At 44.6% G+C, this 25,561-nt stretch carries 21 protein-coding genes and 3 pseudogenes; 14 read left to right on the top strand and 10 right to left on the bottom strand.

Annotated elements, in window-relative coordinates; all coding sequences use genetic code 11:
• Nucleotides 1-1,127: 1,127 nt before the first annotated feature.
• Nucleotides 1,128-2,792, bottom strand: coding sequence for a tetratricopeptide repeat protein (locus tag QZW82_RS19905; RefSeq protein WP_293151615.1), 1,665 nt, complete (start codon nt 2,790-2,792; stop codon nt 1,128-1,130).
• The gene (locus QZW82_RS19900; RefSeq protein WP_293151612.1) at nt 2,732-3,544 is read right to left on the bottom strand and encodes a sigma-70 family RNA polymerase sigma factor; all 813 of its coding nucleotides are present in this window, start codon (nt 3,542-3,544) and stop codon (nt 2,732-2,734) included. Before QZW82_RS19900 ends, QZW82_RS19905 begins: the two co-directional genes overlap by 61 nt.
• A gap of 944 nt (nt 3,545-4,488) precedes the next feature.
• Here QZW82_RS19900 and QZW82_RS19895 point away from each other — a divergent pair.
• Both QZW82_RS19895 and QZW82_RS19890 read left to right on the top strand, forming a co-directional pair.
• The gene (locus QZW82_RS19895; RefSeq protein WP_293151609.1) at nt 4,489-4,620 is read left to right on the top strand and encodes a hypothetical protein; all 132 of its coding nucleotides are present in this window, start codon (nt 4,489-4,491) and stop codon (nt 4,618-4,620) included.
• A 90-nt stretch (nt 4,621-4,710) separates the two neighbouring features.
• The gene (locus QZW82_RS19890; RefSeq protein WP_293151606.1) at nt 4,711-6,738 is read left to right on the top strand and encodes a bifunctional serine/threonine-protein kinase/formylglycine-generating enzyme family protein; all 2,028 of its coding nucleotides are present in this window, start codon (nt 4,711-4,713) and stop codon (nt 6,736-6,738) included.
• A 247-nt stretch (nt 6,739-6,985) separates the two neighbouring features.
• On the opposite strand, the pseudogene QZW82_RS19885 reads toward QZW82_RS19890, so the two are convergent.
• A pseudogene (locus QZW82_RS19885) lies at nt 6,986-7,362 on the bottom strand (ISKra4 family transposase); the annotation flags it as partial.
• 90 nt (nt 7,363-7,452) lie between these two features.
• On the opposite strand from QZW82_RS19885, the pseudogene QZW82_RS19880 reads away from it, so the two are divergent.
• Nucleotides 7,453-8,676, top strand: a pseudogene (locus QZW82_RS19880) (IS4 family transposase).
• A gap of 290 nt (nt 8,677-8,966) precedes the next feature.
• Here QZW82_RS19880 and QZW82_RS19875 read toward each other — a convergent pair.
• The 4 genes and pseudogenes from QZW82_RS19875 to QZW82_RS19865 form a co-directional block, all read right to left on the bottom strand.
• Nucleotides 8,967-9,422: pseudogene (locus tag QZW82_RS19875) on the bottom strand (IS630 family transposase); the annotation flags it as partial.
• A gap of 174 nt (nt 9,423-9,596) precedes the next feature.
• Nucleotides 9,597-9,947: a helix-turn-helix domain-containing protein gene (locus tag QZW82_RS32290; protein ID WP_366665054.1), complete on the bottom strand. Its 351-nt coding sequence runs from the start codon at nt 9,945-9,947 to the stop codon at nt 9,597-9,599.
• Nucleotides 9,948-10,264: 317 nt separating this feature from the next.
• Nucleotides 10,265-10,951 (bottom strand): PEP-CTERM sorting domain-containing protein, encoded by a 687-nt coding sequence (locus QZW82_RS19870; protein ID WP_293151603.1) that lies wholly within the window; start codon nt 10,949-10,951, stop codon nt 10,265-10,267.
• Between the two features lie 1,320 nt (nt 10,952-12,271).
• Nucleotides 12,272-12,871 (bottom strand): sulfite oxidase-like oxidoreductase, encoded by a 600-nt coding sequence (locus QZW82_RS19865; RefSeq protein ID WP_293151600.1) that lies wholly within the window; start codon nt 12,869-12,871, stop codon nt 12,272-12,274.
• A gap of 782 nt (nt 12,872-13,653) precedes the next feature.
• Between QZW82_RS19865 and QZW82_RS19860 the strand changes: the two genes are divergently transcribed.
• Entirely contained in the window at nt 13,654-16,212 is a 2,559-nt protein-coding gene (locus tag QZW82_RS19860; protein ID WP_293151597.1) for a sigma 54-interacting transcriptional regulator, read from the top strand.
• A complete protein-coding gene (locus tag QZW82_RS19855) occupies nt 16,193-16,426 on the top strand; it encodes a hypothetical protein (RefSeq protein ID WP_293151594.1) in 234 nt (77 codons plus the stop codon). The genes QZW82_RS19860 and QZW82_RS19855 overlap by 20 nt, the downstream gene beginning before the upstream one ends.
• A 202-nt stretch (nt 16,427-16,628) precedes the next feature.
• On the opposite strand, the gene QZW82_RS19850 is transcribed toward QZW82_RS19855, so the two are convergent.
• On the bottom strand, nt 16,629-16,802 hold the full coding sequence (locus tag QZW82_RS19850; protein WP_293151591.1) for a hypothetical protein: 174 nt from the start codon (nt 16,800-16,802) through the stop codon (nt 16,629-16,631).
• Nucleotides 16,803-16,991: 189 nt separating this feature from the next.
• On the opposite strand from QZW82_RS19850, the gene QZW82_RS19845 reads away from it, so the two are divergent.
• Complete coding sequence (locus tag QZW82_RS19845; protein ID WP_293151588.1) at nt 16,992-17,339, top strand: hypothetical protein; 348 nt, start codon at nt 16,992-16,994, stop codon at nt 17,337-17,339.
• A 122-nt stretch (nt 17,340-17,461) separates the two neighbouring features.
• Complete coding sequence (locus QZW82_RS19840) at nt 17,462-17,728, top strand: hypothetical protein (protein WP_293151586.1); 267 nt, start codon at nt 17,462-17,464, stop codon at nt 17,726-17,728.
• Nucleotides 17,729-17,841: 113 nt separating this feature from the next.
• Here QZW82_RS19840 and QZW82_RS19835 read toward each other — a convergent pair whose 3' ends face one another.
• Nucleotides 17,842-18,231, bottom strand: coding sequence for a tautomerase family protein (locus QZW82_RS19835; protein ID WP_293151583.1), 390 nt, complete (start codon nt 18,229-18,231; stop codon nt 17,842-17,844).
• 57 nt (nt 18,232-18,288) lie between these two features.
• On the opposite strand from QZW82_RS19835, the gene QZW82_RS19830 reads away from it, so the two are divergent.
• The 6 genes from QZW82_RS19830 to psbM all read left to right on the top strand — a co-directional run bounded on the left by QZW82_RS19830 (nt 18,289) and on the right by psbM (nt 23,328).
• Nucleotides 18,289-18,471, top strand: a complete 183-nt coding sequence (locus QZW82_RS19830) for a hypothetical protein (protein ID WP_293151580.1) — start codon at nt 18,289-18,291, stop codon at nt 18,469-18,471.
• Nucleotides 18,468-18,593: a hypothetical protein gene (locus QZW82_RS19825; protein WP_293151577.1), complete on the top strand. Its 126-nt coding sequence runs from the start codon at nt 18,468-18,470 to the stop codon at nt 18,591-18,593. The genes QZW82_RS19830 and QZW82_RS19825 overlap by 4 nt, the downstream gene beginning before the upstream one ends.
• A 64-nt stretch (nt 18,594-18,657) precedes the next feature.
• On the top strand, nt 18,658-20,214 hold the full coding sequence (locus QZW82_RS19820; RefSeq protein WP_293151574.1) for a DUF512 domain-containing protein: 1,557 nt from the start codon (nt 18,658-18,660) through the stop codon (nt 20,212-20,214).
• Between the two features lie 141 nt (nt 20,215-20,355).
• Nucleotides 20,356-22,263: a TolC family protein gene (locus tag QZW82_RS19815; RefSeq protein WP_293151572.1), complete on the top strand. Its 1,908-nt coding sequence runs from the start codon at nt 20,356-20,358 to the stop codon at nt 22,261-22,263.
• A 413-nt stretch (nt 22,264-22,676) separates the two neighbouring features.
• Entirely contained in the window at nt 22,677-22,973 is a 297-nt protein-coding gene (locus QZW82_RS19810) for a 2Fe-2S iron-sulfur cluster-binding protein (RefSeq protein WP_293151570.1), read from the top strand.
• 241 nt (nt 22,974-23,214) lie between these two features.
• Complete coding sequence (gene psbM / locus QZW82_RS19805; protein WP_293151564.1) at nt 23,215-23,328, top strand: photosystem II reaction center protein PsbM; 114 nt, start codon at nt 23,215-23,217, stop codon at nt 23,326-23,328.
• A gap of 100 nt (nt 23,329-23,428) precedes the next feature.
• Here the strand turns inward: psbM and QZW82_RS19800 are convergent, their stop codons facing one another.
• Entirely contained in the window at nt 23,429-24,283 is an 855-nt protein-coding gene (locus QZW82_RS19800; RefSeq protein ID WP_293151561.1) for a universal stress protein, read from the bottom strand.
• Nucleotides 24,284-24,584: 301 nt separating this feature from the next.
• Here QZW82_RS19800 and QZW82_RS19795 point away from each other — a divergent pair, with 301 nt between their 5' ends.
• Nucleotides 24,585-25,088: a thioesterase family protein gene (locus QZW82_RS19795; protein ID WP_293151558.1), complete on the top strand. Its 504-nt coding sequence runs from the start codon at nt 24,585-24,587 to the stop codon at nt 25,086-25,088.
• Nucleotides 25,089-25,561 lie beyond the last annotated feature (473 nt).

Raw genomic sequence — 25,561 nt, 5'->3', positions numbered from 1 at the left:
ACTTTAAAGACGTTTCCCAACCCCAATTTCGGAATTTTTCGAGTTATATCATGTCCGCTTGAACACTTACGATAAAAATGACGCTGAGATTTTGGAATATAAAAACTCTGCAAATTTTATATCCTAACTAATTACCCGGACATGATATTACAGGCAATTTTTCTCCCCAAAAAACCCTAACACCCAATTGATACGCGATCAGCCGCAGGCTGGTGTCCTTAGGATGATCGCTCCCTTTAGGCTTCCACACAGCGATCACTCACCTACGTGTAAGGTGGTGCTACAAAACCCAACCAACAAGATGGCGATCGCACTTTCACTAACGCATAGAGCAATTCGTTTCATAGGAAATTGAAACAGCCCTGCTTAATAAGGGGGATTTAGGGGAATCTTCTAGGATTGAATAGGATAACGATAAGTTTGAAAACACGCCCTAGGTATCCTATCCGCATGATAATGATCATTATCATGCGGAATATTTTGTTTTATTTTCTGGAAGTCCCTTAATATGAAGGCTTCTTCATACTTTTGGCTAGTCTGTTATTTAGTTGGGGTTGGGGGAGGAGACTTATAGTTATTCATTTTTACCTTTGCTGATGCCGCTAGATTTAAGGTGTCGAATTGCACCGTTATGCTCGCCGGTTGTCCACTGGTCCTACTGCAATCGACGTTGATTGGAGTTCCGTATTCTATAGTCGCAGTCCCTTGTTTACAAGCGAAATGTGCTGGGGACTGTATATCTAACTTGGCGGTTCGGTATAAGTCTTGGTTGGTGAAAGTAAATGTGACTTTGGTCACACTTTCCGACGGACTGAAAACGCACACATCTCCTGCATTTGCTATTAGAGTGTGTTCGGTGTTTGCAGTACAAAAATAGAACTTGATCGGTGGTTCCGCGTTGGCTGTTTGCGCGTTTCCTGCTACTAGACTGATGCAAACTGCACAGATCAGTAAGATTTTTGAAAGAATTCTTTTCATGATTATCCTTCCTAAGTGTATCGGTAAGTGAGTTGTAATTGAATTCCAAAGGGGGAACTCGTTGGGTTTACCTATTAACTAGACGTTTCCCCACCCCAATTTGTGAATTTTTCGAGTTACGGGCAATTTTTCTATCCCAAAATTCCCCATCAACCCACAGAAGCCTTTCGCACCTTAGCTTTCAGTCGTTGCAAAATCTTCTCAACTTCCCCACGAGCCGGATATAACAACTGCTGACTCAAAGCACTTTCATAAGCCTGTATCGCTCCCAACTTATCCCCTAACCCTGCCAAGGCTCTCCCTAACCAGTAATCAGCCGCAGCCGGGTTGAATGCCCTCAATTCCTGACATCCCTTACAAGCGGCTTCCCACGATCGCAAACTCGCCCCAACATCCCCCAGCACTCGGTAACTCTCCCCCAGCCAAACCGCAGCAGGTAATGATTGCAGATAACTTCCTGCTGGTAAAAACTCCCATCCTTTCTCCAACGCCTCCACCGCTTCCCGATGTTTAAGAGCCAAAGCCAACACCCTTCCATGACAAAACCAAGCATCAGCTAACTGAGGCTGTAGTTGCGTCCCTTTTTCCGAAACCAGACACCCCCTTTCAACCTCTTTAAAGCATTCCACCAACACCCGCCCCGCGATCGCCCAAACACTCCAGCGTTGAGGGAAACGCTCAAGCATTTCTTCCACTATGGAAGCAAGGGTTATGTTATCCCCCTCTCCTGTTTTGAGAGTTCCGCCGCCCCCCTTTTTTAAAAGGAAAGTTGGGGGGAGAGAGGTCATTTTCGCAACAGGCAAAATCTCACACAAAGCCCGATAAATTTCACACTCATCGGGATACAGATGATAAGCTTTTAGCATCATTTCCGCCGCCCTCTGATATTCCCCCGTCTCAAACAAGCAGCGCCCATAGTAATACCAACCATGAGGATGATTCGGGTGTTGTGCGGTAAACTCTGCTAACACCTCCACACCTTCCTTCCAATCACCTCGGAAAATGTGATAATATGCCAGAGATTTGTGAGCCTCAGCCCCATGAGGATACTGTCGCAGAGCAGAGGTAATCATCTTTTTAGTCTCCTTCCCCTCCTTCCCAGATACCAATCTCATCGCGCAACGCTCATTCAACTGTCGTTGAAGTACCCGGAAATCATCGGTAGCTAAGACGATTAATTTATGCAACCGTCGCTGTGCTTCCTGAAGATTCCCCACCGCCCTTAGCGCATCATAGCTATGAATTAAGGCGACAATATCATCTGGGTTGAGTGACAAAATCATGTCAAAGGCTGATAAAGCCCCAACAGGATTCTCTCTCCCCATCTGCAATTGTCCCAAAACCAGCCAGTTAGCTGCGTTATCTGGTTGTAGGTTAGCCGCAGTTTCCAACGCAGTGATGGCTTTTTTACTGTCACCTCGACAAATTGCGATCGCGCCGTTGATATATTGTTCTATCCCTTCATTGTCGCATAATGGTAAGGCACTCTGATAAACTGCGATTGCCTCAGCTTCCCTCCCCATTAGCTGCAAGAGTTTCCCCAATTTCAACCACACATCTATTAATTGAGGTTGCCGCTCAATGACTTGGCGATACTCCTCAACCGCCCGCTCCCAGTTACCCATTACTGACAAGAGATTAGCTAATTCCAAGCGTTTCTTCCAGCCATAGGGATACTGCTCCACATACTGACTTAATGCGTTCAGCTTCTGCTCTTGTCTCGTTACCTTTTCTTCTAAGATTAGGTGAACATTCAACTCCACCCCAGAGGAGTGGGTGACTGGTACCAAGCAGGAAAAATTGTTTCCAGACATATTGCGCTTACTTGATAATTAAGAGAACAATCAAAGCGCCCCTTTTGTTGGGGGAATGGAGCTATTTTTTGGTAAATCGCGATTATTTCATCGGAGTGAAAACTTTCCACCCCGGGAGAGCCCTTTTTGTCCGGTGACTCGGAGGAATTTAACAGAGAATTGTCCAACCCTGACAAATATCTTGTCAAACGCTTTTGCAGAATTTTTCGCGCTTGTGAAATACGTTTGCAAAGGTTTTCGTAGGATAAACCTAGCTTTTGTACTATTTCAAGATAGGATTTTTCCGCAATGAAGTGTAGGATAAAAGGTTCGCTCAGTTTGGGGGGCAAATCCTCAATAGCGCGTTGGATTATCATTGCTAATTCGCGGCGTAAAGCGACAGTTTCAGGACTATGGGAGAGAGAAACCAGTCCCTCCTCCCCTTTTTCAATTATTACTTCCAAACTCTCAACCCTATCGCCCAACCTCTTATTTTCTCGATGTATATCCATACAGAGGTTATAAGTCAGTCGGGTCAACCAAGCTTTAAAGTTAGTGATGACACAAGTAGAATCTTGACTTTTCTCGAAGGCTTTGAGCATCGCTCGACTGAGTACCTCTTCGGCATTAGTCGCGTTTCCGTCCATCCACTTCAAACAGCAACGGTAAAGATAATCTCGGTGCTGGTTCCATTGTTGCCAAAAATTTGTGCTTGTATCTGACGAGCGATCCGACTGCTTTGAAATGCTAGATAATTGAGAACCTAATTTCATTTCTAATACCTAAACTCTGGCTGTAAGTTTCAAGTAATCTTGGAATTGTTCCGTCGAAGCTGCTTAGCACCTGGATCTAGCGAAATACCTTCAATATTCGTAAAACTCGCACAACTCTTTTACTCAAACCGACTTGCAACCAGTCTCGGATAAACTGTTGCGTGAAACCCAATGTAAAATCACCCAAAACCTTGGGGTTGTTTCTTTTTCTGCACTTTCCCAAAGCCATAACTATAGAACCAATTTAATATTTTGCGGGCGTTCGCTCGGCGCATTAGCATGGAATTTAATCCTAGCGGAAGTTTAACTTTAGTCGAAAAATTTTCCCCGTGTCAATCTGGCCGCAAAAACCAAAAGTTCGGTAGTTGGGTCAGTGCGACTCGATTTAGCCGCTTTTACGGTATTGAAATACTTGTATAATAGTATAAATAAATTTTACATTTGTCAAGTTAAAATTTGAATACGAACATCATATGTAAGCTGTCAAACATCTAAACTGCATTAACAATACTCCGGACAGTTTTTTGAGCAGCGACCCAAAGCCTCATTCTACCGTTAATATTTCACAGAGCCTGGAACCCAGAACCCCCATTCTACCGTTGGTCATTGAAAACTGTCCGGACTATTGCATTAACTAACCTTCCGACAGCATTGCTCCCATGTGCGGACAGGCGTTGGGCAAGGCATGGATGCTTTCGGCAGCAAGCATCTTTCCACATCACATAGTCCTTGCCATACAAGGAAATTTTGCGAGGTTTGTTTGCTGTCAGCATTGACTTATAGCCTTTCTCAAAAAGATGAGGTATGACAGACAGCTTACATAACCTCCCAGACAAAGAGGGCTCGCATCCGAACAACGTCCGCGAATATGAGAGCTAGATCCGCTATATGTGCCAACAACCAAGGCGCACCGGGAGGCATAATTACCTGTGGCGCGACTAATTATGGCAGATAATTATAGAGTGTTTAATTTGATACTTGATGCTGCGGAAGTCGATCGGCTAAACACTGTTTTTGAGAAATACAGGGATTTAGATCAGTCGATCGGGCAATGCGACGATGAATACCACCAGTGAGTGGGTTGCGAAAATTAATTGATATGACGAGGCAGAAACACATAAAAGGTATATCATAACCTTAAACCGGATCATTTCTTCCCCAAGGATATGTTCTACTGCTCGAATCCAAGGTGCTCTAATCCTTTCAATCCCGACAAATCTAAATTTTGTCAAAGTTGCGGCCAGGCCGACCTCACGCCTCTATTCAGGAACCGCTACCGCGTGATTCGACTGTTGGGGGAGGGGGGATTTGGCAGAACTTATGAAGCGGTAGATATCGATCGCATGGACGATCCCTGCGTCATCAAGCAGTTTATGCCCCAAGTTCAGGGAACATCAGCACTTGAAAAGGCTACAGAACTGTTTAAGCAAGAAGCGAAACGACTTTACGAACTCGGCGAACATCCCCAAATTCCTCGATTAATTGCTTATTTTGAACAAGACAAGCGACTTTATTTAGTACAAGAATTGATTGAGGGGCAAAACTTACTGGCTGAATTAACTCAGCAGGGAGTTTTTAGTGAAGAAAAAATCTGGCAGTTGCTGGCAGATATTTTGCCGATTCTGAAATTTGTGCACGATCGCAATGTCATTCACCGAGACATCAAACTTGAGAATATCATCCGCCGCCGCACCTCCCCCAATCCATCTCTAAATGCGGCAAATTTTAGCAATTCCGCTTTTCGCAGGGGAGCACGGCGAGAGTTAGTTTTAATTGATTTCGGCGTTTCAAAACAAGTGACTGGCTCGCTGATGAGCCAAGTAGGTACGACGGTAGGAACCCCCGGATATTCGCCGGTGGAACAAATGCGAGGTCAAGTTTTCCCCGGAAGCGATTTGTACAGTTTGGGGATAACTTGCCTGAGGCTGCTAACTCAATGTTTGCCAAAAGCTGACGGTTCCGATGACCTTTACGATCCGATAAATGGCGGCTGGATTTGGAGAGAAAGGTTGCCCGCAGGTACAAAAATCAGCAGCGAGTTGACAACAATTTTAGATAAATTAATTCAAGATTATCTCAAAAATAGATATCAATCTGCTGATGAAGTTATTAAAGCTTTAAATCTCTATTCTTTACCTCCGCAACCCCATTTTGTCAAGGCGGGACAACTTGCTTTAAATTCTTCTCAGACCAAGGCAGCCCTACCTCCCCTCAATGCTTATCTAACCGAGGGAGGAAAACTTGCTATCAATACCCCGCTCAATCACAGCCCGCAAGTCAATAGCAATATCTCTGTGAATTCAAGGGTAAAATCTCACACAAATCCGCCTCACAACCAGGGAACACCAAAGATTTCTGCTGTCAAAAGCAGTTTTGAATTTCAGGTGGTGACAGTAGACAATCGCGGGCAGAAAACTGATGTTAAAAGTGGCAAAACACATTTTTTTGAAGAACATCTCGGTCGCAATACAATCATGGAAATGGTATCTGTTCCTGGCGGTACTTTTCTGATGGGTACCCCAAAAGATCGGGGTGACAGCGACGAAAAACCGCAGCACTCAGTAACGTTAGCACCTTTTTGTATTGGCAAATTTCCAGTCACTCAGGCACAGTGGGCAGCGGTTGCAGCGCTACCGGAAATAAAAATATATCTCAATCCCGATGCTGCCCGTTTTAAAGGTGTAAATCGACCGATAGAAAATATATCTTGGTATGAAGCGATGGAGTTTTGTGCTAGACTTTCTCGCAAAACTGGTAAGCATTATCGCTTGCCTAGCGAGGCCCAATGGGAATATGCTTGTCGGGGGGAAACTTCGGGGCCGTTTCACTTTGGGGAAACGATTACTAGCGAGTTAGCAAATTACAACGGAAATTCTAATTACGCTGACGCGCCGAAGGGAGTTTATCGCTTTCAAACTACAGATGTTGGTAGTTTTAAACCCAATGCTTTCGGATTGTATGATTTGCACGGAAATGTGTGGGAATGGTGCGCGGATGCTTGGCACAATAATTACAACGGTGCGCCTGTTGATGGCAGTGTTTGGGAGTCGGGCGGCGACTTTTCGCTGAGGTTGTTGCGGGGGGGTTCTTGGAACGATCATCCTCCGAATTGTCGCAGCGCGTGCCGCCTCAGATATCAGCCTGATTGTAAGGCTAGTATTGTGGGTTTTCGAGTGGTTGTTCCTGTGGTTTGATTTGTAGTCAGTTGTTAGTTGTTATATCAATTTTTTATCAGGCTGCTCCCGAATCTGATCCCCCTAACCCCCCCTTAATAAGCAGGGCGGTTTTATTGTCGTCAGACAAATTAGGTACGTAGTTGCGCTTCAGCGCTCTTTATAATATTAGGTTCTTCCTTACTTGGTATGTTAAACTAACAGTTAAAATGCCCCGTCAAGCAAACATCTATTCATCTATTGGGAGCATCCCGGTTTTGAAAAAGCCTCAAATAGCCAAGAGATCGTGTAGTCCAGCACAACGAAGTTTTAGCATCTTGTTATGACATTTTTTTTCAACCATTGAGCTCCGGAGATTTTCAACCTTCTATCTATTTGTTTGACAGCCGATTCCACCGCTCCCGAGCCAATGGAACAGATCTTGTCTGATGATAATTGCTCATAATTAACCATTGGAGAGCGATGCTTTTCTAGATACTTACAAAAGTTTTTGGCGGTTTTTATGCGACAATTTTTAAATAAATTTAGGGTAGGTTCTACCCTTCCGGCCCACAAAAATTCCTTGGCTTTGGCTAAAGATTTTAATGACCCTCCCACTTTATATAAATTTTCCATTAAATGATACCAGTCTAAAATTTCACGTCGGGTTTTACCAGGATTTAACTCAATACGGTTTACTTAAGGTCGAACAAGTAGTATACTAGGTATGAGGTACAAAAAAGTAAATCAAGTATAATGCCGTACAAAAAATTATTATTAGAATCTCCCAAACTCAAAAGTAGCGAGATATTCAAAGCAATAGAGATAGCGATTCCATCAACAGAAATAGAAAAGGCTATCCTAAAAACAAAATCAAGAGAAAAACGGCATCGTGCTCTACCATCACAACTGGTAGTATGTTTGATCGTAGCAATGAGCTTATGGTCAAAAGACTCAATGCGCGATGTACTAAAAAATCTGATCGATGGACTTAATGAACTCTGGTTGAAAACAGGTAAATATTGGAAAATTCCCTGTAAAGCAGCTATTACTAAAGCCAGAAAAAGATTAGGATGTGTTGTAATGAGCCAGCTATTTCATCAGTTGGTACGACCAATGGCGACAACTGAAACAGTGGGAGCTTTTCTAAATGGATTAAGAGTTGTAGCAATAGATGGAACCTGTCTAGACCTCCCAGACAGTGATGAAAATGCCAGAGTTTTTGGTCGGGAAAGGCAGCCGTCCAGGTACAAGAGCTGCCTTTCCTCAAGCTAGATTAGTTATTTTAGTAGAAGCAGGAACACATTTAATATTTGATGCTTTGATATGCCCATATAAGATGGGAGAAAGAGTCAGAGCGTTAAGATTATTGCGGTCAGTTACTAAAGAAATGTTGTTAATGTGGGATAGAGGTTTACATTCGTATGCAATGGTGTCAGCCACGCTCAGCAAGGGTTGTGGCTATTTAGGAAGAATTCCATCAAATGTTAAATTCCTCAATGAAACACAACTAGAAGATGGCTCTTACTTAAGTTTTATTAATCCCCCAGGCAAATTCAGAAAAAAAGGATTTAAACCAATCCAAATCAGAGTAATTGAGTACACAATTGAGAACTTAAATGACCCAACAGCAGAAATTAAATATCGTTTAATCACAAGTTTATTAGGCCTAAAAAATTTCCGGCAAAGTTATTGGCTGCCGAATATCATCAACGTTGGGAAGTCGAAAATACAATTGATGAATTCAAAGTACATCTTCTAGAACGAAAAACTCATATTCGCTCTCAAAGACCAAGAGAAGTAGTACAAGAAAATTATGGTCTATTATTAGGACCGAAAAGCTGTGCGATCATTCATTTGTCAAACAGCGCAGAGTGCAGAAATTTCGCCATTAAGTATTTCTTTCACCGGTACATTACGAGTTATTCGTCGTGTTCCAAATTTCAGCGTTTAGAAGCACAAGAAATCCCATTTTTTTAACTTGGTTGAACTTGGAGATTCTTGATGCGACTTTGCCACAAAGAGTTGAGAGAAACAACCCAAGAGTTGTCAAAAAACCAGTTTCAAAATTTAAATCCAAAAAAGTTAAACACAGAGGTACTGGAATAAAAATGAATCCTCGTGTTTTCAATATTTTAAAGCCTCCCAACCCTTAAGTAAACCGTATTGCCTTATCTGGTAAGCTTTCTACTTTTATTCAGCAAGCCCTAACTAATAACTAATAACTAATGACGAATGACTAATAACTAATAACTACTGATACCAATTTCCTAAAGTCCTGCTACAGATAGAGCATCTAAAATAAATTCCCACCCCGTCAAAGAAGTAATCACTTGGGAGGTCAACTTTGTTAATTCTTTTTGCACCGCTTCTCTCAACTCTTCTATGCAATCGAATCTCAACCATTTCAATTGTTCTTTGACATATCCCCACAGTCTTTCTATTGGGTTTACTTCCGGACTGTATGCGGGCTGAAACAGTAAAATAACATTTTCTGGTATGCTGAGATTTAAAGAGTTATGGAATCCTCCATTATCTAGTTGAACTATATGTAAATCCTCGGGGTACTCACTAGCAAATAGTTCTAAGAATTTCTGAAAACACACTGTATCTAAATGCGTAAACTCATAAAAAAAACTGCATCCAGTTAGCGGTTCTACGGCGCCATACAGCCACAAATAAGTAAAGTCCCACTGCACTTTTCCTTGGGGCTTTATTCCTTTACCTGTTAACTTTCTTCTCGCTCATCGTATGCAACCCCATCCGACTTTCATCTTGACTCCAATATCGCACTTTTTTCCATTGTTTTAAAAAGCTCTCACTCTGACTTAGACTGGCTTTTATTGAGGATGGCAGTTTTTTTTTTAAACTCTTCTACTGCACCTGGTTTCTGCTTTTCGCTAACCGGACGTGGAAATGCGTAACTTTCCTTTAAGACGATATCTTACCCATTGATGTACTGTTCGATATGCTACCTCTACATCACAGCATAGTGTCAACCATTGATGTGCTTCTTTGTAGCTACTGAATCCTTCATTTTGGCTCAATTCCTCCGATAATTTTTTTACTGTTTCTGGAGTCATTATTCTGGGTCGTCCCGAACGAGGTTTCTGGCATAATAGTTCTTCTATTCCTCCTGAACGGTAGCTAGACAACCATCTTTGTATGGTGGTACGATGTTTACCGACGCGCACAGCAGCAGACAACACACTGTCTGCTGTCTTGGTTTTAAGCCAATAAAGAACTTGCAGTTTTTGATGCCGTACAGCATCTTTCTCTTGGCACAGAAGAGTTTTGAGTTATGCTGCCGTCTCCGTAATATCGAGCTTGAAAACTCCTGACATTTTTCTGACCTCTATTTGGGTACTCAATTATAAAACTGACTTCTATTAACTGTAGTACTACTTTATGAAATTGGTATGACAACTGTCAACTGTCAACTGTCAACTGTCAACTGACAACTAACTTCTTAAATCAAGCAAAAGGCGAGCCGATTTCCCAGCGCGCCTGCACATCCTATTTTTTTTGTCAAACGTAATTGAACAGATCGTTCCGTTTCAAAAAATTATCAAACTGTCTTGCTAGCGCGGCGGCGGCGGGCTGCAACCAAGCCACCCAAACCAAGAGCCAAACCAGTCATTGTAATCGGTTCGGGAACTGCTTCTGCGCTGACGGTGAAGTCTTGGAAGTCTGTGTCGTTAGCGTTACCGCGATCGTCAAAGGAGATCAGGGTGCCTCCGTTAGACAGAGAAGCTGTTCCATTTGTATAGCTTCCGGCAGCTTGGAAAGTGTTGGTTGTTTCTCTGCTGAGCGCTGTCCACAAGGAGGATCCGCCAAACACGGCTTGTTGGGTGCCAGCGTTCAAGGTCGAGGTCGAGTAGACAGTGCCGCCATCGCCGCTGTTGAGTCCCAAAGTGTAAACTTGATTTGCTAGGAATGTGAATACTGCTGTTCCCGAACCCAAGACTGTATTGCCCAGAGATCCTTTCCATTCGTTCTCGCCGCCATTGTCAGAGGATTTAGTTTCCGAAAACAGCGTGCTAACTAGAGATGTCACCGAGTCCTTCACGCTGTAAATTCCCAAAGAGGAAGTGTAGCCACCGTGAGACTCTTTGAAGTTAAACATGACATCTGTATTGTTGGCGAAGGTGATACCGTTGGTACCAAAGGAGAAGGCTTGGGCTGGAGATCCTGCCCCTAATAAAGCGGTGGCGGCTGCGGTAGCTGTTACGGCAGATAAGAGTTTGGTATTCATGACCTGATTCCTTGTTGTTGCAAGATATTAATAATTTCATTATGTGATAGTTCGTGTTTTTTTTCTCACTTTCTGTGAATTTTGACCAACTCTTTATGAAGCCTTTACAAGATCTTTATAAATGCTGTCGAGCCGATCGGTAAACGGGCGATCGCTCTCTAAAAATACACACCAAAAATTATAAAAATTAGGGCTGTAAACCTTGCAATCGCGGTCATGCGAGCGCTAACCCGCAACATAGATTTCGGTGGGTTTATCCTAATTTTAAATTTTATTGCAATTCTAAATCCTTAACAGCAAACACTTAGGTACAAACACTGTCAGTCTATTTTAGATTTTAGATTTTAGATTTAGTTGCAGGATTGCATCTGGGAGCTTGAGCTAGGGTAGAAAATTTTGGCTTCTACCCTGACGCTCGTGCACGTGGGACGGTACCTGTTTTTGGGCAGGGTAACTGTGTGGGAATCTAACAGTTTTGACACTCCCGGGCCTTCAGGCGTGGGGATTCTTAATTCATCGACTGACCTTTAAGCGCTATGTCCTTACGGCAATTCTTAAACCTTTCAACCGTACAAAAGTACCAATTGACGAGCTTAACTCACAACCACCCCAGAGGGTCTATAGCCTTTCTCAAAAAGATGAGGTATAACTGACAGCTTACATAACCATTAAACTAAGAGGGCTCGCATCCCAACAACGTCCGCGAATCTTTCTAATAACCGCTATATCTCCAAAAGCGTACTAGGATATGAACCTAGAGTTTGGGTATGCCCTACCCTACTTAACAAATGAACTAAATTATTTGTTTTCTGGTAAAGAGAACGCATTGATTCTCTAGCTGTATAGCGAGTTTTCGCTGCTCTGTGTCCAACAATTTATGCCGAAAAGTGTCTCTTAACTGTTTCACTCTTAGCATTGCGAGTTTAAACCTGACTGTTCTACCATAGTACAAATACAAACAAGGTTGGGATTTTTAGGAATGGATTTAAGAAATTAAAGCCCTCCTAAAAGGACAGGGTTTTAAACCCAATTTCCCGATAAAAGTTTTCTATTAATCCAGAAACTAGGAATATTTGTTGTTTGGGACTTGCGTATGGGAATTAAAGTAGTCGATCGCTCGGGTAAATTACTGACAAAGTGCCATCGTTGGGCTTAGGTCTTGTGGTTGAACTACAGAGAACCCGCACCGTGACAGATCCCAAAGATGCGATCGAGAGGGGCTTTCTGCTTTGAAAATTGCCAAAAAGCAGATTTCCATCAGAAAATACCATATATAGATGCGCTTGGCAAGCCATATTCGCGATCGATCGTCAGATCGCATCAAAAAAGACCGCTGTAGCGTTCCTCAGCCCAAGGTTCGCCCCTCCGGTGGTAGCCGTTGCGTTCCCAAAAACCGAGTTGTTCGGTTTCTGTAAACTCCAAGCCGTTAATCCATTTCGCGCTTTTCCAGGCGTAGAGGTGCGGAACTACCAGCCGCATCGGGCCGCCGTGATCGGGGGATAGCGGTTCGCCGAAGACGGTGTGGGCGAAAAAGTTTTCTTCTCGGAGGAAGTCGGCGATCGCAATATTAGTAGTGTAGTCGCCGTAGCAGTGTTCCAGGACGTGGAGGGCTTTAGGATCGATTTCTATGCTGTTCATAAAATCCGTGACTTTGACTCCCGTCCACTGCACGTCTAGTTTTGACCAGCGGGTGACGCAGTGAAAATCCGCAGTAAAGTTACTTTGGGGCATGGCCTGGAAGTCTGACCAAGTGAAGGTTTTTGGTTTTGCCAATCCCCAGACTTTAAATTCCCAAGTCTCAATGCTGACGGAGGGTGTATCGCCGTAAGTCAAAACGGGAAAGCCGTTGGCGAGGTATTGACCCGGGGGGACGCGATCGCTGTTATCTGATTCTGGCTTGCGAAAAAATTTGCCCTGCATTTATTCAAGCTCTACAGTAAATGACTGCAATCCTCAGTTTGACACTCCTCGACTATCAAGGTACGAGGATTCTTGGGCTGAATCGTGCCTCTACCAACAATGTCAGTTTTGGTCTTACAGTTTCATGTCTAGTCCGACTACGCCTTTTACAGCAAGAACTCTTACGGACTACTCCCCAAGCGTAAATTCGCGTGTGTCCCACGCTATTTGATTTTTATTTGCTCTTACCGTGTGGATTTGGTTTTTACCATTGACGGTTAAAGATTTTGAGATCCCGGAGTAGGACGTTCAACCTGTTTCCTCACGTTCTCACGGTCAGCAACCTACGAATACTATAGCAGAAAGCCGTCGAGGGAAGGACGGGGTTTTAAACCCAAATTTCTGATAACTTAGATAGAACTACAAACAACAGCTTTACCGGTGGATGATTTACCGCCTTTGATCGAACTTGCAACGCTTGACTTTGGCGCGTTTTTGCGATCGAAATGATTCTGGGGAATCTTGGCGAATTATTAAAATATTGCTGAAGCAAGTCGAGTTTGCGAGATTGTTTGAGGATAGCAGGCTCAGCGACTGGAAAAAGTTTTTCACGTGTAGATTGCCCGAGGATGTGCAGAAAAAATATATTAGAACCGGGAGTGTCGATCGCCTATGCTGAAAAGAGAAAATTAACACCACACTAAAACTCAAAAGGCTAGTTCCAGCAGTTAATATTGATTGATGTAGCACAATGATATATCCTGCACCAACTACCACGATTCGGCTTTCGCCGGCGCTAAGCGATGTCTACCGAAACATTAGTTAACTGGATCGAAGAGAACACGGAATTAGGCATATTATCCCGCGATATTTTACAGGCGATCGCGCTGGAAATGGAAATCTCAACTTTTCCGCCGGGATTTCGAGTGGTAATCGAAGATACACCAGTCACCAATCTCTACATCCTAGAAAAAGGACAAGCCGATCGCTACCGCCGCAAACAACCGGGTTTAATGTGGGGGAGTAGTTTGTTACCGGGGGCGATCGTCAATTTATCGGCACTCCAGCGATCGCAACCGGCAGATAGTAGAATTATTACTCGTACAGAATGTCAATTTTGGGTCATTAGTGCCGATCGCTGGCGCAGTTTGCTACAAAGATATCCACGCATCACCGAAGCCTACGCTCAACGCTTGGCCGCGAAATTAGAGCAGCTAGAAGCAGAAATCGCCTATGAAAGAGAGCGTCAAAATGCCCTTCGCAGCTATCTAGTACCGCGGGCGAAACGGGGAGTAATTGGGAATAGCCGTTATGCGGTAAAATTGCGGCAACAAATTCGGGCTGCATCGAGTGACGAGCGATCGGTTTTAATCTCTGGCGAACCTGGCTTACAAAAGGATAATTTAGCTGCTTTAATTCATTTCGGTTCAAGTCGCCGCAGCGAGCCAATTATTCAGATCAAAAGTGCCTTGCTTCAGAGCAATGGAGCAGAATTATTCGGGCGTTTGGGCGGTAAACCTGGGCTGTTGGAATGGTTGGGAGAAGGGACGTTAATTTTAAATGACGTTCAAGAATTACCCGCTCAATTATGTCCGCAGATTCAGCAACTATTAACCCAAGGAACCTATACACCAGTTGTCAAAGAAGGACAAATACCACCGCAACCGCGTTCTAGCAATGCTCGAATAATTTTAATCTCAGAAATCGTCCAACCCCAGCTAGATAAGCTGACGCAACACAAGATTAAAGTACCGTCACTGCGGGTGCGTAAAGAAGATTTAGAAGCACAAGTCAACTATTATCTCAACATCTTTTGTCGCCAAAAGAAATTAGTCAAGCCCCAAATTACGCCGGAAGCAATTCGCCGCTTGCAAGCCTACGATTTTCCGGGAAACTTGCAGGAATTGCAGGGAATGGTCGATCGCGCTTTAGTTCAAGCACAGGGGAGTCAGGTATTAACAGAAGAAGTCTTTTGGGCGCAGGCGGCAAAGCAACAAAAATTTCGACTCAATTTATTCAAGATATATCCCAAATTCCGGCAATTTTTACGGAGCGATTGGTATCCCGATCGCGTAAATTATTGGTTTACCACTTGGGTATTTGCATTAGTGGTAACTATCCTGTTTGTTGCTCCCCAAGATCGACAGCATAATTTTGCCCTAAATATCTTTTGGGCTTGGTGGTGGCCGTTAATTTTATTATTATTCCCGATCATCGGGCGATTGTGGTGCGCTTTTTGTCCCTTTATGATTTATGGAGAAATCGTCCAAAAACTATCGCTGAAAATTTTCCCGCGCACTCTCAATAAATGGCCGCGCCAATTAGCCGAAAAATGGGGCGGATGGTTTCTCTTCGGAATGTTTACTTTGATATTTCTGTGGGAAGAGTTGTGGGATTTAGAAAATACCGCCTATTTATCCAGTTGTTTGTTATTGCTAATTACGGCGGGCGCGGTAATTTTTTCGCTGATATTCGAGAGGCGGTTTTGGTGTCGTTATTTATGCCCGATCGGCGGCATGAATGGATTATTTGCTAAACTCTCAATTATCGAACTGCGCGCCCAACAAGGAACCTGCGCGGCGGAATGCAGCACCTACCATTGCTACAAAGGAGGCAAAGGTTTTGGGGAAGGATTAACTACTAATGGATGTCCGGTTTATTCCCATCCCGCCCAATTAACCGATAATAAAGATTGCGTGTTGTGCATGACTTGCTTAAAAGCTTGTCCCCATCGATCGGTAGAATTAAATCTGCGCCCTCCCGGCATTGAATTGTGGACTACCCACGTTCCCCACGGTTATGAAGTTGCACTATTATTTCTCTTATTAGGCGGAATTTATATCCACCGCTTGCCGGAAATAAATAGTTTGTTGGGGCTGGGCATCAATTTAGAACAATTTTTGCCTCATTTAGGACTGTCGATTGCGGTGTTAATTATCCCGCCGATGATTCCGTTAGCTGCCTATGCAGTCATGCAAGCAATTTACCAATTGGGAAAAGCAGAAACTCTCCCATTTAAAATTACTAAACCGCTTTCATTTGTCTGTCTCGCCTACGGATATCTACCTCTAGTTTGGGGCGGTAGTTTGGCTCACTATTGGCGATTGGGTTTGCAGGAAGGCGGGCGAGTGATTCCCGTAGCTTTTGCGACTTTCGGACAAATTAGAGATGATTTGCCGAGTTTTGTGGGAGATCCGGCGGTGATTAGTTTCTTGCAAGGTTTCACTTTAATTGTGTCATTGTTTGTGACGATATTTGTGACTCAGAAAATTGCCAAGCGATCGATTAAATCTTTGATTCCTCAGCATTTAGCGAGTTTGTGCCTGATGGTGAGTTTGTGGTATGCGATCGTTGGTAACTAAAATAACCATTATCAAGTTCGTAGTGCGGACTAAAGTCCGCAAGTTCGTAGTGCGGACTTTAGTCCGCAGGTTTTTTTGGACTGAAGTTCACACTACAAACCGTCTCGGTTCTCCGTATTTTGCGGACATCATCAAGTTCGTAGTGCGGACTTTAGTTCGCAGGTTTTTTCAAGTTCGTAGTGCGGACTTTAGTCCGCAGGTTTTTTTGGACTGAAGTTCACACTACAAACCGTCTCGGTTCTCCGTATTTTGCGGACTAAAGTCCACACTACAAACCGGCAGGTTTTTGCGGACTAAAGTCCACACTACAAACCGGCAAGTTTTTGCTGACTAAAGTCCACACTACAAACCGGCAGGTTTTTGCGGACTAAAGTCCACACTACAAACCGGCAGGTTTTTGCGGACTAAAGTCCACACTACAAACCGGCAAGTTTTTGCGGACTAAAGTCCACACTACAAACCGGCAAGTTTTTGCGGACTAAAGTCCACACTACAAACCGTCTCGATCGCTGGTAATCGATCGGACATGATATGATATGCCCATGCCAAGCAGTACGACATTGAGCAGCAAGCAATGACCGGACAAACATTACCGCTTTTTCATATGACCGAAAAGAGTTAGAAATCACAGTTTAATATCATGATTAAGGTTGCTTGAAACTGAGATTTTGCGCCTGTCAGAGAAGCCGGGTTAGTAGCAAAAACTCTGTAACAAAACCTATATTTTTAGTTATAAATCCAATTTCTCAACTATTATTAAAAATGCTGAAATATTTCACTTGAAACAAATTATGTCAATACCGAAAAAAGGAACAAGAAAAATCATTGTTGATGGGGAACCTTTCATCTGGCTCATCCGCAGACAACCTACTTATACACAAGAATGCTTTCATGGCGGAAATCTTCATGTTGCAGTAGATGGTGTCGCAAAACTGGGTTCCGTTTTAGTTGTTATCACCGATCGACCCCATCCTCAATGTGTGGTAAGAAAACAAGAAGTGAAACCAGTAACACCCTCTGATGTAGCACAATGGATACGGCAAGCGATGCAACTCGGATGGCAGCCTAGACTATCTGGAATAACTTTTCGCGTGCAAATTGCAGCGCAGTGTATGGAAAAAATATAATACTTTATGCTGTTGCCCAACATAAAGCATTATATTAAAGCTCATTCAGTTGATTTGGTAAATGTAAACATCGTCTGAAAGTTAAAAGTGTATAATTAAGTTGACAACCACAGAGAACTGCGATGACTATTCTGAAACCCCGTTATAGCAAGCAAGAGTTTGCACGACTTGGCGATGAGATATACGATCGCATAGTGCGATCGCAAGTTGAGCCGAGCAACAAAGGTAAAATTGTGGCGATCGATATTGAGACATCTGCATGGGAGATCGATAGTAACGAGATAGTTGCCTGTAGCCGACTCCGAACAAAGTACCCGACTGCTCAGATATGGATCGTGCGCGTTGGTTCAAGCTATGTCCGTCGTTTTGGTGCCGTATTTTCGGACTAAAGTCCACACTACAAACTGTATTTTGCGGACTAAAGTCCACACTACAAACTGGTGAGAAGAATCAAAACCTTGCGGCTATAATTTGAAATGGAATCTCCCCGCGCCGCAGGTATTTAAACCTTTATTTTGTAGTTTAAATTCAATTCATCTCCAGGAACTCCCCTCACTCCCCAATTGTGTGGTGGCACTTCATATAGGATAATTTCAATATCGTTAGGTGCGATATTTAATGCAGCATTAAGCTTTTGGTAAATCAGGCGCATCAGGTTTTTCTTGGCTTCTACACTTCGCCCTTCAAATAAACTAATTTCAATTACCAAATATTGGTTAGTTCGATCGCCGGGATAAACAAAATCCTCTTGGGCTAGCGAGATAAACCGTTGAAATCGCTTGTCTGCTGGGTAAGATAAGGCTTCGATCGTACAAGCATGAATGCTGTCTGATATCGTTTGCCGGTGTTGTTGGATGAATTCTGTATGTCCGTAGATTTTAGTTTGAGGCATAATTCAAGAATTGAGCGATCGCAAAAAGTTGCGTATTGATAACTGTGGGGTTAGACGATGGCAATTTCCACGATTGGGCTGAGTGTGAGTTTGATCTCGGGCGGTACAACCTTTGTTGGAGCATTGCCCGTGCTATTTTTGCGGGAAATTAGCGATCGCCCGATCGCAATTATATTAGGTTTTGGCGGCGGTTGTCATGCTGGCGACAACAGCTTTTTCGCTACTCATTCCGGGGATTGAAGCTGCAAGTCAGCGTAGATGTCACTCTCAAACTGTCAACTGTCAACTGTCAACTGTCAACTGTTTCTCCCGACCCAGCGCGCTTGACAAATAATATAAATTGTGATAGCGTTGTAGGCTGAATTTAAAATAAAAATCTTTTTTTGAACAGCAATTTATCAAACTTGAAAACGCTAGCGCGATCGTATGAGCGACTCCTCCACCAGACCAGCCCGAATTACTAAAGTTATCCCCGACAGTATCGCTGCCGAAATGGGATTTGATGCCGGAGACTCCATCGTCGCCATCAACGGCCAAAAACCCCGCGACTTGATTGACTATCAATTCCTGTGCGCCGATGAATTTCTGGAACTAGAAGTTTTAGATGCTAAGGGCAAAACTCACAAGTTGGAAATAGAAAAAGACTATGACGAAGACTTGGGTGTGGAATTTGAAACTGCCTTATTCGACGGACTAATTCAGTGCAACAACCGCTGCCCTTTTTGCTTTATCGACCAGCAGCCTCCGGGAAAGCGCGAAACTCTCTATCTCAAGGATGATGATTACCGCCTCAGCTTTCTTTATGGCAGCTATCTCACTCTCACTAATCTGACGGAAAAAGAATGGAACCGCATCGAACAAATGCGGCTTTCTCCTCTTTATGTTTCCGTGCACGCTACGGAACCGGATGTGCGAATTCGCTTGTTGAAAAATTTTCGGGCTGGGAAGATTTTAGAACAAATTAAATGGTTTCAAGAGCGCCGCTTGCAAATTCACGCTCAAGTTGTGGTTTGTCCGGGAATTAATGATGGCGAACATTTGGAACGCACTTTGTTGGATTTGGCAAAGTTTCATACTGGAAATATCCCGGCTGTAGCGTCGGTGGCTGTGGTGCCGGTGGGTTTGACTCGCTTTCGTCCTGCGGAAGATGAATTGATTGCTGTAACTGCCGAAAAAGCGCGGGAAGTTATCGCGCAAGTGCAGAAAATTCAAGCTGTTTTGAGTCAAGGGAAAGGCGGCGGCAAGGCTAAGAAAAAGAATTCAAAATTCACCCCCCCCAGCCCCCCCTTGCTAAGGGGGGGAGAAGAGTTAGAAGATGTAAAGGCGAATAAAAAGAATTCAAAATTCACCCCCCCCAGCCCCCCCTTGCTAAGGGGGGGAGAAGAGTTAGAAGAGTTAGAAGATTTCAAATCTTCTGGGAAAAAGGGAAATTCAAAATCGCGCTGTATTTGGCTGGCTGATGAGTGGTTTTTAATCGCGGGTTTGGATTTGCCGTCGGCGGCGGATTATGAAGATTATCCCCAAATTGGTAATGGTGTGGGTTCGATCCGGCAGTTTGTTGGGCAGTTTGAAACGGCTTTTGCTAAGCTGCAACCGTTGCCGCTGATTGAGCCCCGCCGGTTGGTTTGGGTGGTGGGAAATGCTGTTGAACAGGCTTTTCGCCCGATCGCACAACAACTAAACCAAATTCCCGGCTTGTCCGTCAACATGGTGGCACTGTCCAGCCGCTACTGGGGACAAACTATCACTGTTACGGGTTTGCTCACCGGGCAAGATTTACTCGAAGCTTTGCAGGGAAAAGACTTGGGAGATGGCATCCTCCTGCCCTCGGTCATGCTAAAACAGGACTCACCTCGTTTTCTTGACGACATGACTGTAGAACAGCTCGAAAAGTCCCTGAAAACCCGGATTTTGCCGGTAAGTGGAGTAGAGGAACTAATCTCGGGGGCGATCGGTCTGGCAACTGCTGAAGTTCAATTGTAAATTTTGAATCAAGCCTTCACCAGCAACAGGAGTACGGTAATTGTGACTTGCTAACTGTCGGGTTCAGGAACCAAACTAGAAACTTGAGACCTCAATCTTGCTCTAAAATTGTCTCTAGAATTGCAAAGTAATTAAAAAATTATGCGTGTTTTTCGTCAAATCGTGGTGGTCGGAGTGGGCGCTGCAATTACTTTCAGCAACGCCGGACAAAGTGCTTCAGCACAGTCTCCGGCTCAATCTCAGGATGGTTCCCCCCTTAGCAATCCGATCGAATTAGCGCAGAATATTCGATCGACCTCCAACACAGCCTCAGAACCAACATCAGAAGATCCACAACAGTCGATCGCCCAAAACCCACCAACATCCGAATCTCAAAAAGCTGGGGAACAGTCGATCGCAGCAACTCCCCCCATTGAGTCAAACCAACAAGCATCAAAGCCCCAACAGGTTGCTCCGGCTGCCCCATCAACCCAGCAGCAGGAGTATTTGGCGCAGTCTCCAAAACCAGCACCGGCAAACAATCGGCAGAAACCGGTTCCGAGCAACCCCAACAATGTTCCGGTGCCGAATTTGCCAGCACCTGTTCCCCGCGGCACTCCGAATGAAACTTTCCCGCCTCTCACCCCCAAGGGCATTTTAGACACCAAGCCCCCGACGAACCTAGAACCCAACCCGAATCCGCTACAGTTTCCGACAAAGCCCGAGGATGTCAGAATCGAGCAAACTCAGTCAATTACTTTGCAGCAGGCGATCGATCTGGCCCGCCGCAACAGCCAAATTTTGCAAATCGCTCAGAAACAAGTCGAACAAACTCGATCGGTTGTACGCGAACAACAAGCTGCTTTATTTCCCGATCTGACTTTTCAAATGAACGCCAGCCGTCAAGTCAGCGCCAGCGGACAGATTGGCGTGCAGACTCGACTTCGCCAAAATGACAATTTACCCGCCAGCCGCCAACTCCCCACAAATTCTCCCGAATTTCAAAATTTCGGCAGCATCGGTCTCAACAACACTTTGCAGTTGAGCTACGATCTGGACATTTTCGGTCGCCGTACCGCTAATATTCGCGCAGCTAGGGAACAGTTGCGCTTTCGGGAACTCGATTTGGAACGTCAAGCCGAGGAACTCCGCTTCGACACTTCTGAGGCTTACTACAACCTGCAAAACTCCGACGGACAAGTTGCTATCCGCCAAGCTTCGGTGAGAAATGCCCAGCAAAGTTTGCGGGATGCGGAAGCTTTGGAACGAGCAGGGGTGGGAACCCGCTTTGCTGTGTTGCAGGCTCAGTCAAATGTGGCCAACGAAGTGCAGCAACTGTCCGTAGCCCGTCGCGATCAGCGGGTGGCCCAGCGGCGGCTGGCTGAGATTTTGAATATCAGTCAGTCGGCAAACTTGACGGCGGCTGACCCCGTGGAGCAAGCTGGCTCCTGGAGGCTGTCTTTGGAAGAGAGTATCGTGCAGGCTTTTAAGAATCGCCCTGAGTTGGAACAGCAGTTAGTACAGAGGAATATCAGCCAGCAACAAAGGCGATCGATTCGGGCGGGCGGGCTACCTCAGGTTAATGTCACTGGTTCCTACAACTTTCAAGGGCTAACTACAGACGATACCAGACCGTTTGCAACTCGCGGCTGGGCGAGCGGGTATGCGGTGCAAGCCAATCTGACTTGGAATTTCTTCGACGGGGGCGCGGTGAAGGCGAGGATAAAACAGCGGGATGCCGATATCTCGATCGCCGAAAGTCGATTTGACCAAATCCGCAACCAGGTGCGCCGAGAAGTTGAACAAGCTTATTTTGGTTTGGAGTCGAGTTTTGAGAATATCGAAACTTCTGAAGCCGGAGTTTTGCAGTCGAGGGAAGCTTTGCGTCTGGCCAGACTCCGCTTTCAAGCTGGCGTAGGCACTCAGACTGATGTAATTCAGGCGGAAACAGATTTGACGAGGGCTGAGAGAAACCGATTGTCGGCAATTGTCAACTACAACCTGGGGCTTTCGTCTCTCCAGCGCGCTGTGACCAATCTTCCTACTAATAACCTCTCGGATGCTCCTTAATACCAGTTGACAGTTGACAGTTGACAGTTGACAGCGTTAATCAGTTGACAGTTGATAGTTGACAGTTGACAGCGTTAATCAGTTGACAACGACCTCGAAGTCGGAGGATTTGGGGAATGAATAGTGTGATTTTAATTTCTCCCGACAAGGCGGGCGGGCTTTCAACCAATTCTTTCTGGTAACAAAAGCCCACTGTACCTCAACTCCCAGCCACGATCTGCATCAGTCACTCCCACTCATCACTCATTCCCCAATTCCAAAATCTAAAATCTAAAATGGGTTGGGTTCAGTTGGATTGGGGCGATTCCTTGTCGGGATAGCTACAAAAGACAATTAGACATTTGTTAAATATCCGACACTCCACTTAATATTTTGTAATAGAGTTCTATGTCAACTGCGTTAAAGGATCGGCAATGGCCAATATCAAGTTTGTGAAGGAAAATCAGGAAGTCATCGCAGCAGACGGAGCCAATTTGAGATTCAAAGCTCTGGAAAACCGCATCGACTTATACACGTTTTCGGGAAAGATGATGAATTGCGGGGGCATCGGTCAATGCGGTACCTGCATTGTGGAAATTGTCGAGGGTAGTGAAAATCTGTCGCCCCGCACAGACTTTGAGAACCGCAAGCTCAAGAAAAAGCCAGAAAACTATCGCTTGGCTTGTCAAACCATGGTTAACGGCCCGGTGAGCGTCAAGACTAAGCCTTAACTGCCGGTGGGCGAAGTGAAGCGGAGGGATGGGGGATGGGGCATGGGGCATGGGGCATGGGGCATCGGCCAAACAGGGCATGGGGCATTAGGAAATAAAAATTCTTGGATTTTGAATGTGGATTTTTTACCTATTCAACTGTCTGGTGCTACCTTCTGCTCCATTCCAGTTTCCCTTTTGCCTTTGAGTGGTATCCTAGTTGTGTGTATTTTCATATTTTCCGATACAGGCGGGGGTCTTCATGGAAGTTAACGATTTAGGGTTTGTGGCAACCATTCTGTTTGTATTGGTTCCCAGTGTTTTTCTAATCATTCTGTACATTCAAACCGCTAGCCGTGAAGGCGGAAAACAATAGCGACTGCTGCTATTTATTTCTGGCGAAAGCTAATTGCAAAAAAAGCGCCAACAGTTTTTTACTGGGGCGCTTTTTTTTGTTAACAGTTAGTGTTGAGAGTTTAGCTGACGATCGTCCGAGCGAGCAAGACGGGACAGTTGGCGTAGACTCGCACGTAGTCTGATAGGGAATTTCCTAGGAGTCGATCGAGATCCAGGAAATTTTTAGCAACGTTTGGCCGCCGATCCGGGGAACCGATTACCAACAAATCTGCATTCACTTCCTCTGCAATCTGACAAATTGCTTCACCGGGCTTACCTGTAGCACTCACGCAGCGGTAGCTAACTCCCATTTGTTTCGCGAGTGCTACTCCCGGAGCCAATACGGAGTCTTTTTCAGCATTTGCTGTCACATCTTCGGCGTATTTTCCAGTCAAATCTTTGGTGACGTGTACTAGAATTATCTGCCCGCCACTCACTTCTTTAACCAAAGATAGCGCAAGCTGCAATGACTGTTTGGCAGATTCTGAGTTGTCGAGCGCTACCATGACGCGCTTGATTTTTTTGACGTAGATGTCGTCTTTTACTAACAACATCGGTCTCGATGTTAGCTGGAAAACATACTGGCTGACTGAGTTTTCCAAAATCGATTGCAGCCGTCCGAATCCCCGCGAACCCATAATTACTAAGTCGGATTGTTCTTCTTCTGCGACTTGGCAAACTGTGGTTTTCGGGTCTCCCTGTTTCAGCCGCGGATTGACTTTGCTGGGATCTATTTTCAAAGACTGCACTGCTTGTGCTAAAATTTTACCTCCTTCTTCCAACTTCTCGGCCATGCCATCGGAAGTTACTTGCTGCGGCACGACGTGCAAAACGGTGACAGAGCTTTGTTGCAAGGAAGGGATGTCCATCAACATATTAAACATCTCTTCGCACAAGCCGCGACCGGCGACGGCTACTAAAATTTTTTCTATCATGGTTTTTGGTGTGAAAACAGTTGAGTTTTGTTGTAGGGCGCTCTCACTAGGGCGTTGTTATACCAATTTAATGTGAAGTTGCACATATCTTGATCCCCCTAAATCCCCCTTAGGTCGGGGGACTTTGAGCGGAATCTTGTCCCCCCCTTATTAAGGGGGAGTAGGGGGCAAGCTAAGGGGGGATCGGATTCTATGCAGCTTCATAAAAAATTGGTATTACTCTAGTGGGTTAATGTTTAGCATAGGCCTCAAGTTTGCTTTATGATTTGTAGAAATGTAGCGTTTTGGAACAATTTGTAACGTGTTAGAGAACGATCGAACTCAACCAGAACTTGCAGCAGGTGGTGCTATTCAAAAGCGACCTGGAATGATGGACTCGGAGGGCTGGTTTGAATATTTGGTGCGAGTCTACCCCCACCATACTGACTACAGCGGCGCGGTTTGGCACGGGACTTATCTGACTTGGATGGAGGAAGCTAGGGTGGAAAGTTTGCGCTCTCTCGGCATCGAGTATGCAGAGTGGGTGGCGCAGGGTGTCGAATTGCCGGTGGTTGAGCTTTCACTGCGCTACCACCGCTCTGTACAAATGGGTCAATCTGTGGCAGTCAGAACCCGGATGGCTGCTACCGAGGGCGTGCGGCTGCTTTGGGATTACGAAATTCGATCGCCCGACGCTCAAGAATTATACGTGACAGCACAGGTAACTTTGGTTGGTGTCGATCGGGACAAGGGCAAGATTATCCGCCAATTGCCGCCAGCGCTGAAGGAAGCTTTGACAAGGCTTTCTGTTAAACCTTTACCCTAAGCTTTGGTTAATTATCCAAAATAGTTTGCGGACACATCATAAGTAGAGTGGTTGAATTTCAGTCATTAAACAAGATTGCACTAATTCGCTCGCTCTACTTAAAATTATCTCTATTTTATTTTTGTTAGATAAACTTTTAATCTATAATTGACCTGTCAATCAAATATTTATGCCAAACTTCTACTTATACCAATTGAAAAAATCCTTGCTACAACACTCTTAGTTGAGTTTGTTTAGTCAACTATTGTCGCGCTTTGCGTCGCTATAGCAATCCTAAATCATTTGTGCATTTCTTACTCCCTCCCCTTAATAAGGGGAGGGTTGGGGTGGGGTAAAAAACTTTACGACTCCTGCAAGGACTGCTATAGTTTGATGTTCTGTTGTTTTTGGAATAGATGGCGAGACACCTTACCAATATTGTTGCATTAATTTTCCAAAATTGTATTAATTCGCTGCCCAAATATCCCAATTAA

This window comes from Microcoleus sp. bin48.metabat.b7b8b9.023, assembly GCF_013299185.1.
GTDB lineage: Bacteria > Cyanobacteriota > Cyanobacteriia > Cyanobacteriales > Microcoleaceae > Microcoleus.
The sequence above is the reverse complement of the archived record's forward strand: the minus strand, read 5'-3'. Positions and strand labels throughout refer to the sequence as shown.

Bases quoted from the DNA above. Each gene is read 5' to 3' on its own strand.
- QZW82_RS19860 (WP_293151597.1), top strand. From the start codon at position 13,654: ATGTCTACCGAAACATTAGTTAACTGGATCGAAGAGAACACGGAATTA.
- QZW82_RS19900 (WP_293151612.1), bottom strand. From the start codon at position 3,544: ATGAAATTAGGTTCTCAATTATCTAGCATTTCAAAGCAGTCGGATCGC.
- QZW82_RS19870 (WP_293151603.1), bottom strand. From the start codon at position 10,951: ATGAATACCAAACTCTTATCTGCCGTAACAGCTACCGCAGCCGCCACC.
- QZW82_RS19815 (WP_293151572.1), top strand. From the start codon at position 20,356: ATGCGTGTTTTTCGTCAAATCGTGGTGGTCGGAGTGGGCGCTGCAATT.
- QZW82_RS19840 (WP_293151586.1), top strand. From the start codon at position 17,462: ATGACTATTCTGAAACCCCGTTATAGCAAGCAAGAGTTTGCACGACTT.
- QZW82_RS19830 (WP_293151580.1), top strand. From the start codon at position 18,289: ATGGCAATTTCCACGATTGGGCTGAGTGTGAGTTTGATCTCGGGCGGT.
- QZW82_RS19835 (WP_293151583.1), bottom strand. From the start codon at position 18,231: ATGCCTCAAACTAAAATCTACGGACATACAGAATTCATCCAACAACAC.
- QZW82_RS19890 (WP_293151606.1), top strand. From the start codon at position 4,711: ATGTTCTACTGCTCGAATCCAAGGTGCTCTAATCCTTTCAATCCCGAC.
- QZW82_RS19905 (WP_293151615.1), bottom strand. From the start codon at position 2,792: ATGTCTGGAAACAATTTTTCCTGCTTGGTACCAGTCACCCACTCCTCT.
- psbM (WP_293151564.1), top strand. From the start codon at position 23,215: ATGGAAGTTAACGATTTAGGGTTTGTGGCAACCATTCTGTTTGTATTG.
- QZW82_RS19865 (WP_293151600.1), bottom strand. From the start codon at position 12,871: ATGCAGGGCAAATTTTTTCGCAAGCCAGAATCAGATAACAGCGATCGC.
- QZW82_RS19800 (WP_293151561.1), bottom strand. From the start codon at position 24,283: ATGATAGAAAAAATTTTAGTAGCCGTCGCCGGTCGCGGCTTGTGCGAA.
- QZW82_RS19810 (WP_293151570.1), top strand. From the start codon at position 22,677: ATGGCCAATATCAAGTTTGTGAAGGAAAATCAGGAAGTCATCGCAGCA.
- QZW82_RS19855 (WP_293151594.1), top strand. From the start codon at position 16,193: ATGCGATCGTTGGTAACTAAAATAACCATTATCAAGTTCGTAGTGCGG.
- QZW82_RS19850 (WP_293151591.1), bottom strand. From the start codon at position 16,802: ATGTTTGTCCGGTCATTGCTTGCTGCTCAATGTCGTACTGCTTGGCAT.
- QZW82_RS19820 (WP_293151574.1), top strand. From the start codon at position 18,658: ATGAGCGACTCCTCCACCAGACCAGCCCGAATTACTAAAGTTATCCCC.
- QZW82_RS19895 (WP_293151609.1), top strand. From the start codon at position 4,489: ATGGCAGATAATTATAGAGTGTTTAATTTGATACTTGATGCTGCGGAA.